Below are 14,302 nucleotides of genomic sequence, written 5' to 3'. Positions count from 1 at the left end.
AAGATCTCACTCTAGCGGCCGGGTTCGCGTCGCCCGGGACGGGCGGCGAACCCGGTCGGTGCCGGTCCTTGACGCGCTCACCCGGTGTTCTGCAGGCCGGCGGCGACGCCGCTGACCGACAGCAGCAGCAGGCGCTGCTGCTCGGCGTCGGCGCCCGATCCCGTCGCCTGCGCGTCGCCCGCACGGAGTGCGCGGAGCGCCCGGAGCTGCAGCAGCGAGAGGGCGTCGACGTACGGGCTGCGCAGCTGCACGGCGCGCTGCAGCACGGGCTTGTTCTCGAGCAGGCCCTCGCCGCCGGTGAGGCGCACGACCCATTCGCGGGTGAGGACGAGTTCGTCGAGCACGAGCGCGGCGAGGTCGTCGCGGTCGCCGAGCGCCAGGTATTCGCGGGCGATGCGCTCGTCGGTCTTCGCGAGGCTCATGGCGACGTTGTCGATCATCGTGCGCAGCAGCGGCCACTCGCGGTACGCCTCGATGAGCAGCGCCTCGTCACCGACCGCGTCGAGGGCGGTTCCGAGGCCGAACCATCCGGCGAGGTTGATGCGGGCCTGGGTCCAGGCGAACACCCACGGGATGGCCCGCAGATCTTCGAGCGACTCGACCGACAGCCCACGACGCGCGGGGCGCGACCCGAGGGCGAGGAGGCCGATCTCCTCCATCGGCGTGACCGTCGCGAACCACGGCGCGAACCCGTCGGCCTTCACGAGCGAGAAGAAGCGGTCGCGCGACGCGCGGTCCATGACCGCGGCGACCTCGGCGTATCGGCGGGCGGCGCTGCTCGTGCGCTCCTCGACCGTGGGCGACGACGCGAGCAGGGTCGCGGCCGCCACCTGGTCGATGTGGCGCATCGCGATCGCGGGCTCGCCGTATCGGGCGAAGATGACCTCGCCCTGCTCGGTGAGCTTGAAGCGGCCGTCGACCGAGTGCGGCGGCTGGGCGAGGATCGCGGAGTTCGCCGGTCCGCCGCCACGACCGAGCGCGCCGCCGCGGCCGTGGAAGAGCGTCAGCTCGATGCCGGCGTCCTTCGCCCACTGCGCGATCTTCTCCTGCGCCTCGTACAGCGCGAGGTTCGCGGCGACCGGGCCGACGTCCTTCGACGAGTCGGAGTAGCCGAGCATGACCTCGAGGCGGTTGCCGGTCGCGGCCATGCGAGCCCGGAACTCGGGGAACGTCACGACCTCGGCGAGGATGCCCGGGGCGGCCTGCAGGTCGGCGAACGTCTCGAACAGCGGCACGACGTCGAGCACGGGGGCGTCGTCGCCGAGCGCGTGCCGGGCGAGAGCGTGCACGTTGGCGAGGTCGGTCGCCGACTGCGTGAAAGAGACGACGTAGCGGCCCGCAGCCCGCAGCCCCCGGTCGCGCTGGATGTCGGCGACGGCGCGGAAGACCTCGAGTACCTCCTCGGTCTGCGCGCTGAGGGGGACGCCGGCTTCGAGCTCGGCGAGCGCCTTCGCGTGCACCTGCGAGTGCTGGCGCACCTCGAGCTCGGTGAGGTGGAAGCCGTACGTCTCGACCTGCCAGATGAGGTGCTGCACCCCGCCGAAGGCGTGCCGGCGGGCGCCGGCGGCACGCAGCGATTCCTGCACGGCCCGAAGGTCGGCGAGCAGGTCCTCGGGGCGCGCGTAGCCCTGCTCGTCGCCCCGGCGGGTCGCGGCGACGCGATGCGCGAGCAGCAGAAGCACGCGGCGGTGCGGTTCGTCGGGGGAGCGGGTGGCCAGCTCCGACGCGACGTGCGGGTCGGAACTCGCGAACGCATCCCAGAGCGCGCGCACCTCGACGCTCGGCGGGGTGCTGTCGGCGTCGAGGGTCAGGGTGCGGCCGATGCGGTCGAGGGCCCGCTCCAGACCGCGCAGCACATGGTCGGCGGCGATCTGGGAGGCCTCGCGGGTGACGGCGGCGGTGACGAAAGGGTTGCCGTCGCGGTCGCCGCCCACCCAGGAGCCGACGCGCACGAATGCGGGCACGACCGGGGCGCTGGCCCCCGATTCCTCACCGCGCAGGGCATCGTCGATGCGGCGGTACACGTGCGGCACGGTGGTGAAGAGGGTCTCGTCGAAGATGCCCATCACGGTGCGCACCTCGTCGGTCGGCGACGGCTTCTCGGCACGCAGCGGAGCGGTGCGCCACAGCGTGTCGATCTCTTCGAGCATGCGACGACGGGCGCGTCGCTGCTCGGCGCCGTCGGCGCTCGCGACATCGTGCTGCGTCAACAGGTCGGACAGGCGGCGGATGCTCGATGAGACGGCGCGCCGGCGGGCCTCTGTGGGGTGCGCGGTGAAGACCGGATGGAACCGCAGGCCCTGAAGCCGACGGAGGGCCTCGTCGTCGCCGACCTCGCCGCGCAGGCGCGCGTAGGCGCTCGCGACCGTGTCGGCGGCGTCCTCCCGGCCGGGCTGGCCGGCGCGCTCGCGCAGCACTCGCACGCGCTGGTGCTCCTCGGCGAGGTTCACCAGGTGGAAGTAGCAGGTGAACGCGCGGGCGACCTCGTCGGCGCGTGCGATGGTGAACGACTCGGCGATCGCGGTGGCGCGGGCGAACGCGTCGGAGGTCGAATCCTCGTACGCCTGGATCGTCGCCAGACGCAGGCGCTCGACGTCGTCGAACAGGTCGTCGCCGCCGGCTTCGCGCAGAACCTGACCGAGCAGCGCCCCGAGCATGCGCACGTCCGACCGCATCGCGTCGGGTATGCCCTGACCCGCCTCGAAGCGTCCGATGACGCGGATGGCTTCGGTGTTCGTGGGCTCGATGAAGGCGCTTTCGGGAGTCACCCGTCGAGAGTATCCCGCCCGGAAGGGGTGCTCCGAACGCATGACGGTATGCGACCCCGACGGCGACCCCGCGCCTACCATGAGAGCGATGCGCATCTCGACGAACCCCCTCCGCGGCCAGCAGTTCCCGGCGGTGCTGCTGCTCGTCGCCGCCGGCCTCGGGCTGCTGCTGGCGAACCTGCCGACCCATGACGCGATCGCCGCCGTCCTCGACGTGCACCTGGCGGTCCCGGGCACGGGGCTCGATCTCTCCGTCGAGCACTGGGTGTCGGATGGCCTGCTCGCCGTGTTCTTCTTCGTCGTCGCGATCGAGCTGCGCCATGAGCTCACGCACGGTGAGCTCGATTCGTTCCGCAAGGCCGTGCAACCGGCGATCGCCGCGGCGGGCGGCGTTCTCGTGCCGATCGTCGTGTACCTGCTGATCGCCGGTCGAGGGGAGACGGCCGCGGGGTGGCCGATCCCGACGGCCACCGACATCGCCTTCGCCCTCGGCGTGCTCGCCATGTTCGGGCGGGGGCTCCCCTCGGCCGTGCGCGTCTTCCTGCTCGCTCTCGCGATCCTCGACGACATCATCGGCATCGTCTTCATCGCCGTGCTCTTCGCCGGCGATCTGCAGTGGGGGATGCTCGCCGGCGCCGTCGTCGCGGTCGCTCTGTTCTGGTTCCTCTCGCGACGCCTGGGCGCCCGCGGCCACGTCGCGATCGCCGTCGCCATGATCGTCGTCGGTGCGGTGTGCTGGGGGCTCGTCGCCCTGTCCGGCATTCACGCCACGATCGCCGGTGTCGTCCTGGGGCTCGTGATGGCGCCGACGCCCGCCGAGCGGTCGCGGCACGCGCTCGAGCCGGTGGTGAACGGCGGCATCCTTCCGCTGTTCGCGTTCGTAGCCGCGTTCGTCGTGATCCCCGCCGTCTCGCCGACCGCGCTCTCGCCGGCTTTCTGGGGCATCGTGGTCGCGCTGCCGGTGGGCAAGATCATCGGCATCTCCCTCTTCGGGTGGCTCGCCCTGCGCATCCGACCCCGGGGCACCGCCCCCGCGATGCCCTTCGCCGACCTGCTGGCGGCCGGAGCCCTCGGCGGCATCGGGTTCACCGTCTCGCTGCTGCTGGCCAACCTCGCGTTCGGCGACACCCCCGCCCTGCGCGACCAGGCCATCCTCGGCGTGCTCGTGGGCTCGCTCATCTCGCTCGTGGTCGCGGGTGTCGTGGTGTCGTCACGTGCACGCGCGTACCGACGACGTGCAGGATCCGTAGCCGACCCCGCCCTCCGCCGTTCCCCCTCCGAGGAGTCCTCATGAGCATCCCTCCCGAGCACCTCGAGCCGCAGATGTCGCCCGCACCTGCCGAGGCCGATCCCCGCGCGATCGCCGATCCGCTGCGCGCCGCCGCCGAGACGATGCGTCAGGTGCGGGATCGCTGCGTGTGGTCGCAGCGCATCACCCATCGCGACCTCGTGCCGTACCTCATCGAGGAGTCTCATGAGGTGATCGACGCCGTCGAGGCGGGAGCGCGAGCCGACCTGCGCGAGGAGCTGGGCGACCTGCTCTGGCAGGTGCTGTTCCACGCCGCGATCGCCGCGCAGGACCCCGATGATCCCTTCGACATCGACGACGTCGCGGCGACCCTCACCGAGAAAATGGTGCGACGGCATCCGCATGTGTTCGCGGGCGAGATCGCTGCCACGCCCGAGGAGGTGCTCGTGCACTGGAACGCCGCGAAGGCGGCGGAGAAGCGCACGCGCACGAGTGCGCTCGACGGCATCCCGCGCGGCATGCCCGCTCTCGCCCTGGCGCAGAAGGTCGCCGGGCGCGCCGCCGGGGTCGGGGTCGAGACCCCGGCCGCGGTCGGGCCGACGACCGAGGAGGAGCTCGGCGACGCCCTTCTCGCCCTGGTCGGCCGTGCCCGCGCGGAGGGGTGGGACGCGGAGCGCGCGCTCCGCGAGCGACTCCGGCTGCTCGAGGCGGAGGTACGCTCCGCCGAGGGATGACCTGCGCGGAGCCGCCCGGACGACCTGGAAAGATGGAGGGGTGGCTACCGTGAACCCGCCGCGCGGAATGCGCGACATCCTCCCCGCCGACAAGGCCCGCCGCGAGCGCGTGCTCTCCGTCATCCGCGAGCGCTATCGCGCGCACGGCTTCGATGAGATCGAGACGCCGGTGCTCGAGGAGTACGCGCGCCTGCATGCCGGGATCGGCGGCGACAACGAGAAGCTGGCGTACAACGTGCTGCGCCGCGGGCTCGACGCCGACGCCATCCGCGAGGCCGCCGACGACCCGGCCGCGCTGTCCGACCTCGGTCTGCGCTACGACCTGACGGTGCCCTTGGCCCGCTTCTACGCGAGCAATCGGGCGCAGCTGCCGACGGTCTTCCGCGCGATCCAGATCGGCGCGGTCTGGCGCGCCGAGCGTCCGCAGAAGGGGCGCTACCGGCAGTTCGTGCAGTGCGACATCGACATCATGGGCGACGACTCGTCTCGCGCCGAGGCCGAACTGCTCGTCGCCTCGCTCGATGCGGTCGACGCGCTCGGACTCGAAGACGCCTCGGTGCGGATCAACGACCGCCGGGTGCTGGACTGGATGCTCGGCAGCTTCGGTTTCTCGGACGAGGAGCGCCCCGGCGTGCTCATCACGATCGACAAGCTCGACAAGATCGGCGCAGACGGGGTTGCGGCCGAGCTGCGCGACCGGTCCGCGACGCCGACCGCGGTCGACGCCTTCGAGGCGTTCCTGCGTCGCGAGGCGTCCGCCGACAGGGTGCCGTTCGGAGAGGAGCAGGTGCGTTCGGCCCTGCCGGACGGCGCACCGGACGACATCGTGGCGCACCTCGTCGGCATCGGCGTCGCCGTCGCGGTGGGCCGCGGCAGCGAGGTCGTGCCGCTCGTGTTCGACCCATTCCTCGTGCGCGGCATGGGCTACTACACCGGCACCATCTTCGAGCTCGCGCACCCGTCGGTCGGCTATTCGCTGGGTGGCGGCGGGCGGTACGACGGCATGATCGGTCGGTTCCTCGGTCAGCAGGTGCCGGCGGTCGGCTTCTCGCTCGGCTTCGAACGCCTGGTCGACCTCGTCACCGCCGGCGACGACGAGGCCGCCGAGGCGGTCGTCCTCGTGCACGATGCCGATGTGCCCGTGGTCGAGTTGCTCGCGCACAAGACCGCTCTCATCGCGACCGGCGCGCGGGTGCGACTCGAACGGCGCACCAAGAACCTCAAGGCGCTGCTCGAGCGTGCGGCCGCCGACGGGTTCACGTCGTTCGCGACCGTCTCGGCCGGCGTCACCGAGCTGGAGCGCAAGCCGCTGTCCTGAGTCGACGCGTCCTGCGATGCGCGACGACGTGCCGCCCCGCGGCGCACGTTCACGTCGCGTTCACGTCGGACCGCTCGAATCGAGGTATGCGTGGCTCGCGGATCTCGCTCCTCGTCGGCATCCCGGTGGCCGGGGCCGCCGCCGTGTGGGCGCTCCGGGCGCTGCTCGCGCGTCAGGCGGCGATCGCCCGTCGGCGCATCGGTAAACCGCTGGGGGAGCAGTCGATCGACGCCGACCGCGTCTGGCGTCGATCGCAGGGCGGAGATCCGGTCGACCTCGTGCTGCTCGGCGACTCGCTCGCCGCGGGGCTCGGGGCGGCGCGCCGCAAGGAGACTCTGGGCGGGCGGATCGCCAAGGGGGCGGCGCTGCGCACCGGGCGCCCGGTGCGCCTGCGCACGGTCGCGGTGGTCGGATCGGAGTCGCCCGACCTCGATGCGCAGCTGCGGCACCTGCCCCGGGAGTACCGCCCGCACGTCGCGGTGATCGTCGTGGGCGGGAACGACGTCACGCATCGGCTGCCGGTGACCACCTCGGTGCGGCATCTCGCTTCTGCGATCCGCGAGCTCCGTTCGCGCGGCGCGGAGGTGGTGGTCGGCACTTGCCCCGACCTGGGCGCGCTCCGGCCCGTGCCCCAGCCGCTGCGGCGGATCGTCGCGGGACTCTCTCGCCGCCTCGCCGATGCGCAGCGCATCGCGGCGATCGAGGCGGGTGCGGTGCCCGTCGACCTTCGACGCACGGTGGGTCCGATGTTCTCCGACGAGCCCGACCGCATGTTCAGCCTCGACCGGTTCCACCCCAGCGCGCTCGGCTATCGCCGCACCGCCGAGGCGCTGCTGCCGGCCGTCTGCGCCGCTGCCGCCGGTACGAGCGCGCGGTCCGACGCTCAGCCCGAGACGGGGGCGCGACCGCGTCGCGATCGCAGCAGCACGAGCCGGTAGCCGACGCCGACGAGCAGCACGCCCGTGCCGACGAGAGACGCGAGCACGGGGAGGGTGTTCACCAGCACGAGGCAGCCGAGAGCGCCGACCACCTGGAGCGCGCGGGGGTACCGTCGGGCAGGTCCGGTCTGCCGGAACGCCGCGGCGTTCGCGACGAGGTAGTAGATGAGCACCCCGAACGACGAGAATCCGATCGCGTCCCGCAGGTCGGCGACGAGCACGATCGCGATGACGACCGCTCCGATCACAATCTCGGCGCGACGAGGCACCTGCCACCGCTCGTCGACGCGGGCGAGGAGATCGGGCAGGTCGCGTCCGCGCGCCATCGCCAGCGTCGTGCGGCCGATGCCGGTGAGCAGGGCGAGCAGGGCACCGAGCGACGCCGTCGCGGCTGCGATCCGCACGAGAGGTGTCAGCGGTTCCCACCCGACCGCCGCCACCACGTCGGCCAGAGGTGCAGAGCTGCCCACGGCATCCGCTCCGAGAACGAGGAGCACGGTGACGGCGACCGCGGCGTACACGGCGACGGCCCCGCCGAGAGCCAGCGCGATCGCGCGAGGGATCGTGCGGGCCGGGTCGACGACCTCCTCGCCCATCGTGGCGATGCGGGCGTAGCCGGCGAAGGCGAAGAACAGCAGCCCGGCGCCCTGCAGCACGCCGTAGGCGGTGGCGTCGGGAAGGGGAAGAGGCGACGACGACGGGGCTCCGCCGAGGCCGACCGCCACGACCGCCGCGAGGCCCAGCAACGAGACCGTCACCAGGATGCGGGTGACGAGCGCCGTGCGGGTGATTCCGAAGCAGTTGACGGTGACGAGGGCGACCACCGCGGCGACGGCGACGGGAGTCGTCCATCCGTCCGGGGTGGCGTAGGCGGCGAAGGTCATCGCCATGGCCGCGCAGCTGGCGATCTTGCCGATCACGAAGCCCCAGCCGGCCACGAAGCCCCACCACGGCCCGATCTCCGCCCGGGCGTAGGCGTAGGTGCCGCCCGCCACGGGGTGCACCGCGGCCAGCTGCGCTGACGCGGTGGCGTTGCAGTAGGCGACGAGGGCGGCGATCGCGAGCGCGATCAGCAGTCCGCTCCCGGCGACATCGAGCGCGGGACCCCAGACCGAGAAGACACCGGCCCCGATCATCGAGCCGAGGCCGATGGAGACGGCATCGGCGAGACGCAGACGGCGGGCGAGCGGCATCCGACCATCGTCGCACCGGCGGGTGAACGTTCGGTAGCGCGTGCCGACATCGCGCGCGATTTGTTCCACTTGTTCTATTTGACATAGAATTACTGCAACAAGGAGGTCCCATGCTGATCCGCATAGACATGGCGAGCGGCACGCCGCTGTTCGAACAGGTCGCCGCGTCGGTCCGCACCGACATCGTCTCGGGCGCTCTCGCCCCCGGCGATCGGCTCCCGTCGGCGCGAGAGGTCGCCGAAACCCTCGACATCAATCTGCACACCGTGCTGCACGCCTACCAGCGCCTGCGCGATGAGGGCCTGATCGATCTGCGTCGGGGTCGCGGAGCGGTCGTCTCGGCCTCCGCCGGTCCGCTCAGCGACCTTGCGCATGACATCCGGGCGCTCGTCGCCCGCGCCGACGCCCTCGGCGTCACCCCCGCCACCCTCGCCGCCCTCGTCAAGGAGATGACACCATGACCCCTGCCGTCCGCCGAGCCCGCATCGCCTTCGTCTGGATCGGACTCGTGATCCCGCTCGCCGCGATCGCGGTGGCCATGGTGATCGTCGCGCTCTGGCTGCCCGAGCTGCCCGAACCCTCCGCCATCCACTGGAGCGGAGAGACGCCGGACGGATTCGGACCACGGTGGACGCCGCTCGCGATCCTCGCCGGCATCGCCGCGATGATCGTCGCGTTCGCCGCGCTCGCGTGGTTCGCGCACCGCCTCCCGGCCAGCAGCCGTACGGCTCCACCGGCGAACGGCTGGGCCGCGGAATGGTCGTCGACGTCTCGCGCCCTGGGCGCGACGAACCTCGGCCTCGCGGCACTGATCGTCACCACCACGCTCGCGATGGTCGGGTCGCAGCGAGGGCTGAGCGATGCGGCCGACGCCCCGGGCATCGGCGGGGCGACGATCCTCGGCCTCGCACTCCTCGTCGTCGGCGCGGTCGTCGGCTGGTTCCTGCAGCCCCGCGCCCCCCGCAGCGACGGGACTCGCCCGGCCGACGCGACGCCGCTGCCGACCAGCGATTCCGAACGCGTGGTGTGGATCGGCCGCGCGACGATCGCCCGAGCGGGACTGGCCGTCCTCGGCGGATCGGCCCTGGTGGTGACCGCGCTCGCCGCGGTCATGGCCGCGAGTGGCGTCTCGGTCGTCGCCGTCGTCACCATGGCCGCCTGCGTGGTGCTCGTGCTCGCCACTCTCCTGCTCACCACGTCGTTCCGCGTGCGCGTCGGCCCCGGGGGACTGCGGGTGCGATCCGCCGCCGGATGGCCGCGCGTCGACATCCCCGCCTCGGACATCGCGTCGGTGCGCCGCATCGACGTCGACCCGTTCGCGGAGTTCGGCGGGTGGGGCATGCGGTACGCCGCGGGCGGCCGGTCGGGGGTCGTGCTCCGCGCGGGCGAGGCGCTCGAAGTGACGCGGGTCGGCGGCCGGCGCTTCGTCGTCACGGTCGACGACGCCGAGACCGCGGCGGCCGCGCTCGCGGTCGCGGTGGACCGGTCGACGGGGCGTCGTCGACCCTCTTGACGGCGGCGCGCGGCGGCGGCTTGGCTGAGCAGATGGAATCGACACCCTCCGCCTGGTCCGCCGCCGACGCCTACCTCGCCGACACGCTCGTGGGCGCCGACCCCGACCTCGAGAGCGCTCTCGATGCACAGCGCCGTGCGGGACTCCCCGAGATCGAGGTCGCGCCGGTGGGCGGCAAGCTGCTGAACCTGCTCGTGCGCATGAGCGGCGCGCGGCGAGTGCTCGAGATCGGCACGCTCGGCGGCTACTCGACCATCTGGCTCGCGCGCGCGGTCGGCCCCGAGGGGCGGGTCGTCACGATCGAGGCCGAGGCCGACAACGCCGCGGTGGCCCGGTCGAGCATCGACGCCGCAGGCGTGGGAGAGCGCGTCGACATCCGCATCGGACGCGGCGCCGATGTGCTGCCGACGCTGGTGGGCGGGTTCGACCTCGTGTTCATCGACGCCGACAAGGAGTCGAACACCGTCTACCTCGACTGGGCGGCGCGGCTCGGGCATCCCGGCACCGTCGTGGTCGTCGACAACATCGGCCGCGACGGCGAGATCGTGCGCGACGACTCGACCGATCCCAAGGTCGTCGGCACCCGCGAAGGTCTGCGGATGCTCGGCGAGGACTCGCGCTTCGACGCCACCGCCCTGCAGACGGTCGGTGCGAAGGGGTGGGACGGGATCGCCGTCGCCCTCGTCGTCTGAGGCCGGTCGCGTCGGGGTCGCGGCGTCGCGCCGCCCCTGGCGGCGGGAGAGCGGCGGGCTAGACTGGGCGACGGATCGACGACGCTCCACACACTTTTCACCCTGAGCAAGGAGCACATCAGTGGCACTGATCGAGGCTGTAGGCGCACGCGAGATTCTCGACTCGCGCGGAAACCCGACCGTCGAGGTGGAGGTCCTCCTCGACGACGGAATCGTGCAGCGCGCGGCCGTCCCGTCCGGGGCGTCCACGGGTGCGTTCGAGGCGTACGAGCTCCGCGACGGCGACAAGGCCCGTTACGGCGGCAAGGGCGTGCTCAAGGCCGTCGAGGCCGTCATCGACGAGCTGGGTCCGGCGCTCGAGGGCGTCGAGGCGAGCGAGCAGCGCATCGTCGACGAGATCCTCGTCGAGGTCGACGGCACCGAGAACAAGAAGCGCGTCGGCGCCAACGCCATCCTCGGCGTGAGCCTGGCGGTCGCGAAGGCGGCGGCCGACTCCGCCGACCTGCCGCTCTTCCGCTACCTCGGCGGACCGAACGCGCACGTGCTGCCCGTCCCGCTGTTCAACGTCATCAACGGCGGCGAGCACGCCGACAACGGCATCGACATGCAGGAGTTCTTCCTCGCGCCGATCGGTGCCGAGTCGTACTCCGAGTCGCTGCGCTGGGGTGTCGAGACCTACCACGTGCTGCGCAGCGAGCTGAAGGCCGCCGGCTACGCCACGGGCCTCGGCGACGAGGGCGGCTTCGCCCCCGACCTGCCCAGCAACCGCGAGGGTCTCGACTTCCTCGTCAAGGCGATCGAGAAGGCCGGATTCACCCCGGGCCGCGACATCGCCCTCGGCCTCGACGTCGCGGCGACCGAGTTCTTCAACGACGGCGTCTACCGCCTCGACAACAAGGACTGGGACGCCGAGGCGCTCACCGAGTACTACGTCGGCCTGGTGAACGACTTCCCGATCGTCACGATCGAGGATGCCCTCGCCGAGGACGACTGGGACAACTGGAAGCACCTCACCGAGGCGCTCGGCTCGAAGGTGCAGCTCGTCGGCGACGACCTGTTCGTCACGAACCCCGCCCGTCTGGCCGACGGCATCCGTCGCGGCGTCGCGAACTCGCTGCTGGTGAAGGTCAACCAGATCGGCACGCTCACCGAGACGTTCGACGCGGTCAGCCTCGCGCAGCGCTCGGGTTACACCGCCATGCTGTCGCACCGCTCGGGCGAGACCGAGGACACCACGATCGCCGACCTCGTCGTCGCGACGAACGCCGGCCAGATCAAGGCGGGTGCGCCTGCGCGCAGCGAGCGCGTCGCGAAGTACAATCAGCTTCTGCGCATCGAAGAGGAGCTGGGCGACGCGGCGGTCTTCGCCGGGCGCTCCGCGTTCCCGCGCTACCAGGGCTGATACCCGCGCAGAGACATCGACGAAGGAGGAGCCGTGGTACGACGACCGGCTCCTCCTTCGGCGTCTGCGGGCACCGCGAAGACGACCCCGGCGGCTCGTCCGACGCGGCCGCCGCGCGCGGCGCGGGGCGCGCGGACGCAGCCCCGTGTCGATGTGCGCGAATGGGCCTCCGGCATCCGGCTGTCGGCATTCTCGGTCATCATGCTGTCGCTCGTCGTGCTCGGTGCCTGGGTCCTCGTGCCGACGATCGGCACGTTCATCGATCAGCGGCAGAAGATCGCCGCCCTCGAGGCGTCCGTGCAGGTGGGTGAGGATCGTATCGACGAGCTCGAACGCGAGCGCGATCGCTGGCAGGATCCGGCGTACATCACCACGCAGGCCCGCGAGCGGCTCTACTACGTCAAACCCGGCGAGGTCGTCTACCTCGTCGACGACGACCTCGACCCCGTGGCCCTCCCGCGCGAGCAGGAGCCGGTCAGCGACACGCTCGAGGAGCGCGCGGCCGACTGGATGCCGCAACTGCTGCGCACCCTGGTCTCGAGCGGCCTCAGCGACACGGCCGCAGTCGCTCCCTGACCGCACGCTCGACGCGTCCTCGCAGCGCCCTCCCATTACGCTGGATGGGTGACCACCCCGCCGTTCCCCGCACCCACCGACGCCGAGCTCGCCGTCGTCTCCACGCAGCTCGGACGCCCCGTCCGCGGCGTCGTCGGCATCGCCGCCCGATGCGCCTGCGGAAACCCGACCGTGATCTCGACGACTCCGCGCCTGCCGGACGGCACGCCGTTCCCGACCTTCTACTACCTGACGCATCCCGCCGCGACCGCCGCGATGTCCACGCTCGAGGCCACGCACGTCATGCCCGAGCTCGCTGCGATGCTCGCCGACGAGGATGTCGCCCTCGCCTACCGCGCGGCGCACGAGGCCTACCTCGCCGACCGTGGGCAGTTCGGCGCGGTCGACGAGATCGACGGCATCTCGGCCGGAGGCATGCCGACCCGCGTCAAGTGCCTGCACGCCCTCGCCGGGCATGCCCTGGCCGCCGGCCCGGGTGTCAACCCGATCGGTGACGAGGCCCTGGCCCGCTCGACGTGGTCGCCCGACGTGTGCCGCTGCGACGACCCCGGTGCCGCTCTGCGCGGGGAGACGGGTCCGTCGGCGTGACCCGCCGCCGGACGCTGCGCAGCGCCGCCGCCATCGCGGTGGTCGCAGTGTCCGTGCTGCTGATGGGGGCGACCGCGACGCCGGCACCCGATCCGAGCACGGGTCCCGTGCCCGACGATCCCAGCGACCCGGTGCGCGCGTCGGAGTACTGGCTCGACGGCGCCCGCGTGCGCGAGGCCTGGCAGACCACTCGCGGCGAGGGCGTGCGCATCGCGATCATCGACACCGGCATCGGCGACGTGCCGCAGACCTTCGGCGACGCCGTCGTGGGCGGCACCGACGTGTCGGGGGCCGGGTCGCCCGACGGTCGCACCCCGCTGGGCGCGGTCGACGGCAATCACGGATCGTGGGTGGCCTCGCTCGCCGCGGGGCGCGGCGCCGCCGACGGCACCGGCATGATCGGTGTCGCCCCGGAGGCCGATCTGCTCTCGATCTCGGTGGGCTTCGGAGCCGCCGCAGCCGTGCCGTTCACCGAGCAGGTCGCCGAGGCCATGCGGTGGGCCGTCGACCACGGCGCCGACGTCATCAATCTCTCGTTCACCACGAACACCCTCGACTGGGATCCGAGTTGGGACGACGCGTTCCTCTACGCCTTCGAGCACGATGTCGTCGTGGTCGTCGCCGCGGGCAACCGGGGCAGCGGCACGAGCATCATCGGCGCCCCCGCGACGATTCCCGGCGTGCTGACCGTCGGCGGTGTCGACCAGACCGGTACCGCGAGCGTCGAAGCCTCGACCCAGGGCATCACGATCGGCATCTCGGCCCCCAGTGAGGGGCTGCTCGGGATCTCGGCCGACGGAAAGCTCGCCTCGTGGAGCGGCACGAGCGGGGCGGCCCCCATCGTCGCGGGCATCGCCGCGCTCATCCGCTCCGCCCACCCCGACATCACGGCGAACGACGTCATCAATCGCATCATCAAGACCGCCATCCCGGTGCCGGGGGTGGAGCGCACGCCCGATCCGCTCTACGGTTACGGACTCATCGATGCGCAGGCCGCGGTCTCGGCGAACCTGCTTCCGGTGGCCGAGAACCCGATGGGCGACCTCGAGGAGTGGGTGCGTCTGTACCGTCGCGCAGACCCGGGGCAGCCGGAGCCCGAGCCGACAGCTGCGCCCGTCGAGGTGCCGCCGCTCCCGGACGCGGATGCGCCGACCGAGGCCGGTTCCCCGCTGCTTCCCAGCGCCGATTCACTGCGCTACGGTACCCTGCCGCTCGTCGCCCTCACGGTCCCTGGTATCCTGGTAGCGCTTGGCGTCACCGCAGCTGCCCGGCGCATCCGATCGGCGCGCGTTCGACGTACGCCACATTCCTGACTCCCGAGGAGTTTCCCC

At 72.2% G+C, this 14,302-nt stretch carries 13 protein-coding genes; 11 read left to right on the top strand and 2 right to left on the bottom strand.

The window, feature by feature from the left end; all coding sequences use genetic code 11:
- Nucleotides 1-77: 77 nt before the first annotated feature.
- Entirely contained in the window at nucleotides 78-2,768 is a 2,691-nt protein-coding gene (locus tag AC3A3J_RS13350) for a phosphoenolpyruvate carboxylase (RefSeq protein WP_487672731.1), read from the bottom strand.
- A gap of 88 nt (nucleotides 2,769-2,856) precedes the next feature.
- Here AC3A3J_RS13350 and nhaA point away from each other — a divergent pair, with 88 nt between their 5' ends.
- From nhaA to AC3A3J_RS13330, 4 genes are all read left to right on the top strand, one after another.
- The gene (gene nhaA, locus AC3A3J_RS13345; protein WP_487672730.1) at nucleotides 2,857-4,062 is read left to right on the top strand and encodes a Na+/H+ antiporter NhaA; all 1,206 of its coding nucleotides are present in this window, start codon (nucleotides 2,857-2,859) and stop codon (nucleotides 4,060-4,062) included.
- Entirely contained in the window at nucleotides 4,059-4,751 is a 693-nt protein-coding gene (locus AC3A3J_RS13340; protein ID WP_487672729.1) for a nucleoside triphosphate pyrophosphohydrolase, read from the top strand. The genes nhaA and AC3A3J_RS13340 overlap by 4 nt, the downstream gene beginning before the upstream one ends.
- 67 nt (nucleotides 4,752-4,818) lie before the next feature.
- Nucleotides 4,819-6,069 (top strand): histidine--tRNA ligase, encoded by a 1,251-nt coding sequence (locus tag AC3A3J_RS13335; RefSeq protein ID WP_487673115.1) that lies wholly within the window; start codon nucleotides 4,819-4,821, stop codon nucleotides 6,067-6,069.
- Nucleotides 6,070-6,155: 86 nt separating this feature from the next.
- A complete protein-coding gene (locus AC3A3J_RS13330) occupies nucleotides 6,156-7,007 on the top strand; it encodes an SGNH/GDSL hydrolase family protein (RefSeq protein WP_487672728.1) in 852 nt (283 codons plus the stop codon).
- Here the strand turns inward: AC3A3J_RS13330 and AC3A3J_RS13325 are convergent.
- Entirely contained in the window at nucleotides 6,953-8,200 is a 1,248-nt protein-coding gene (locus AC3A3J_RS13325; RefSeq protein WP_487672727.1) for an APC family permease, read from the bottom strand. The two genes, AC3A3J_RS13330 and AC3A3J_RS13325, sit on opposite strands and share 55 nt — an antisense overlap.
- Nucleotides 8,201-8,310: 110 nt before the next feature.
- Here AC3A3J_RS13325 and AC3A3J_RS13320 point away from each other — a divergent pair, with 110 nt between their 5' ends.
- From AC3A3J_RS13320 to AC3A3J_RS13290, 7 genes are all read left to right on the top strand, one after another.
- A complete protein-coding gene (locus tag AC3A3J_RS13320; RefSeq protein ID WP_487672726.1) occupies nucleotides 8,311-8,661 on the top strand; it encodes a GntR family transcriptional regulator in 351 nt (116 codons plus the stop codon).
- Nucleotides 8,658-9,713 carry a DUF1648 domain-containing protein gene (locus tag AC3A3J_RS13315; protein WP_487672725.1) on the top strand — a complete coding sequence of 352 codons (1,056 nt, stop codon included), beginning with the start codon at nucleotides 8,658-8,660 and terminating at the stop codon, nucleotides 9,711-9,713. The genes AC3A3J_RS13320 and AC3A3J_RS13315 overlap by 4 nt, the downstream gene beginning before the upstream one ends.
- 32 nt (nucleotides 9,714-9,745) lie before the next feature.
- Nucleotides 9,746-10,405 (top strand): O-methyltransferase, encoded by a 660-nt coding sequence (locus AC3A3J_RS13310; RefSeq protein ID WP_487672724.1) that lies wholly within the window; start codon nucleotides 9,746-9,748, stop codon nucleotides 10,403-10,405.
- Nucleotides 10,406-10,526: 121 nt separating this feature from the next.
- Nucleotides 10,527-11,807 (top strand): phosphopyruvate hydratase, encoded by a 1,281-nt coding sequence (gene eno, locus AC3A3J_RS13305; RefSeq protein ID WP_487672723.1) that lies wholly within the window; start codon nucleotides 10,527-10,529, stop codon nucleotides 11,805-11,807.
- A gap of 153 nt (nucleotides 11,808-11,960) precedes the next feature.
- Nucleotides 11,961-12,383, top strand: coding sequence for an FtsB family cell division protein (locus tag AC3A3J_RS13300; RefSeq protein ID WP_314646253.1), 423 nt, complete (start codon nucleotides 11,961-11,963; stop codon nucleotides 12,381-12,383).
- Nucleotides 12,384-12,431: 48 nt separating this feature from the next.
- Entirely contained in the window at nucleotides 12,432-12,971 is a 540-nt protein-coding gene (locus AC3A3J_RS13295; protein WP_487672722.1) for a DUF501 domain-containing protein, read from the top strand.
- Nucleotides 12,968-14,284 carry a S8 family serine peptidase gene (locus tag AC3A3J_RS13290; protein WP_487672721.1) on the top strand — a complete coding sequence of 439 codons (1,317 nt, stop codon included), beginning with the start codon at nucleotides 12,968-12,970 and terminating at the stop codon, nucleotides 14,282-14,284. Before AC3A3J_RS13295 ends, AC3A3J_RS13290 begins: the two co-directional genes overlap by 4 nt.
- The last annotated feature ends 18 nt before the right edge of the window (nucleotides 14,285-14,302 follow it).

This window comes from Microbacterium sp. Soil_N32 (assembly GCF_057655505.1).
This window is presented reverse-complemented; position numbering and strand designations above follow the sequence as displayed.

Coding starts and splice junctions, on each gene's coding strand:
- nhaA (WP_487672730.1), top strand. CDS start 2,857: ATGCGCATCTCGACGAACCCCCTCCGCGGCCAGCAGTTCCCGGCGGTG.
- AC3A3J_RS13340 (WP_487672729.1), top strand. CDS start 4,059: ATGAGCATCCCTCCCGAGCACCTCGAGCCGCAGATGTCGCCCGCACCT.
- AC3A3J_RS13335 (WP_487673115.1), top strand. CDS start 4,819: ATGCGCGACATCCTCCCCGCCGACAAGGCCCGCCGCGAGCGCGTGCTC.
- AC3A3J_RS13330 (WP_487672728.1), top strand. CDS start 6,156: ATGCGTGGCTCGCGGATCTCGCTCCTCGTCGGCATCCCGGTGGCCGGG.
- AC3A3J_RS13325 (WP_487672727.1), bottom strand. CDS start 8,200: ATGCCGCTCGCCCGCCGTCTGCGTCTCGCCGATGCCGTCTCCATCGGC.
- AC3A3J_RS13320 (WP_487672726.1), top strand. CDS start 8,311: ATGCTGATCCGCATAGACATGGCGAGCGGCACGCCGCTGTTCGAACAG.
- AC3A3J_RS13315 (WP_487672725.1), top strand. CDS start 8,658: ATGACCCCTGCCGTCCGCCGAGCCCGCATCGCCTTCGTCTGGATCGGA.
- AC3A3J_RS13310 (WP_487672724.1), top strand. CDS start 9,746: ATGGAATCGACACCCTCCGCCTGGTCCGCCGCCGACGCCTACCTCGCC.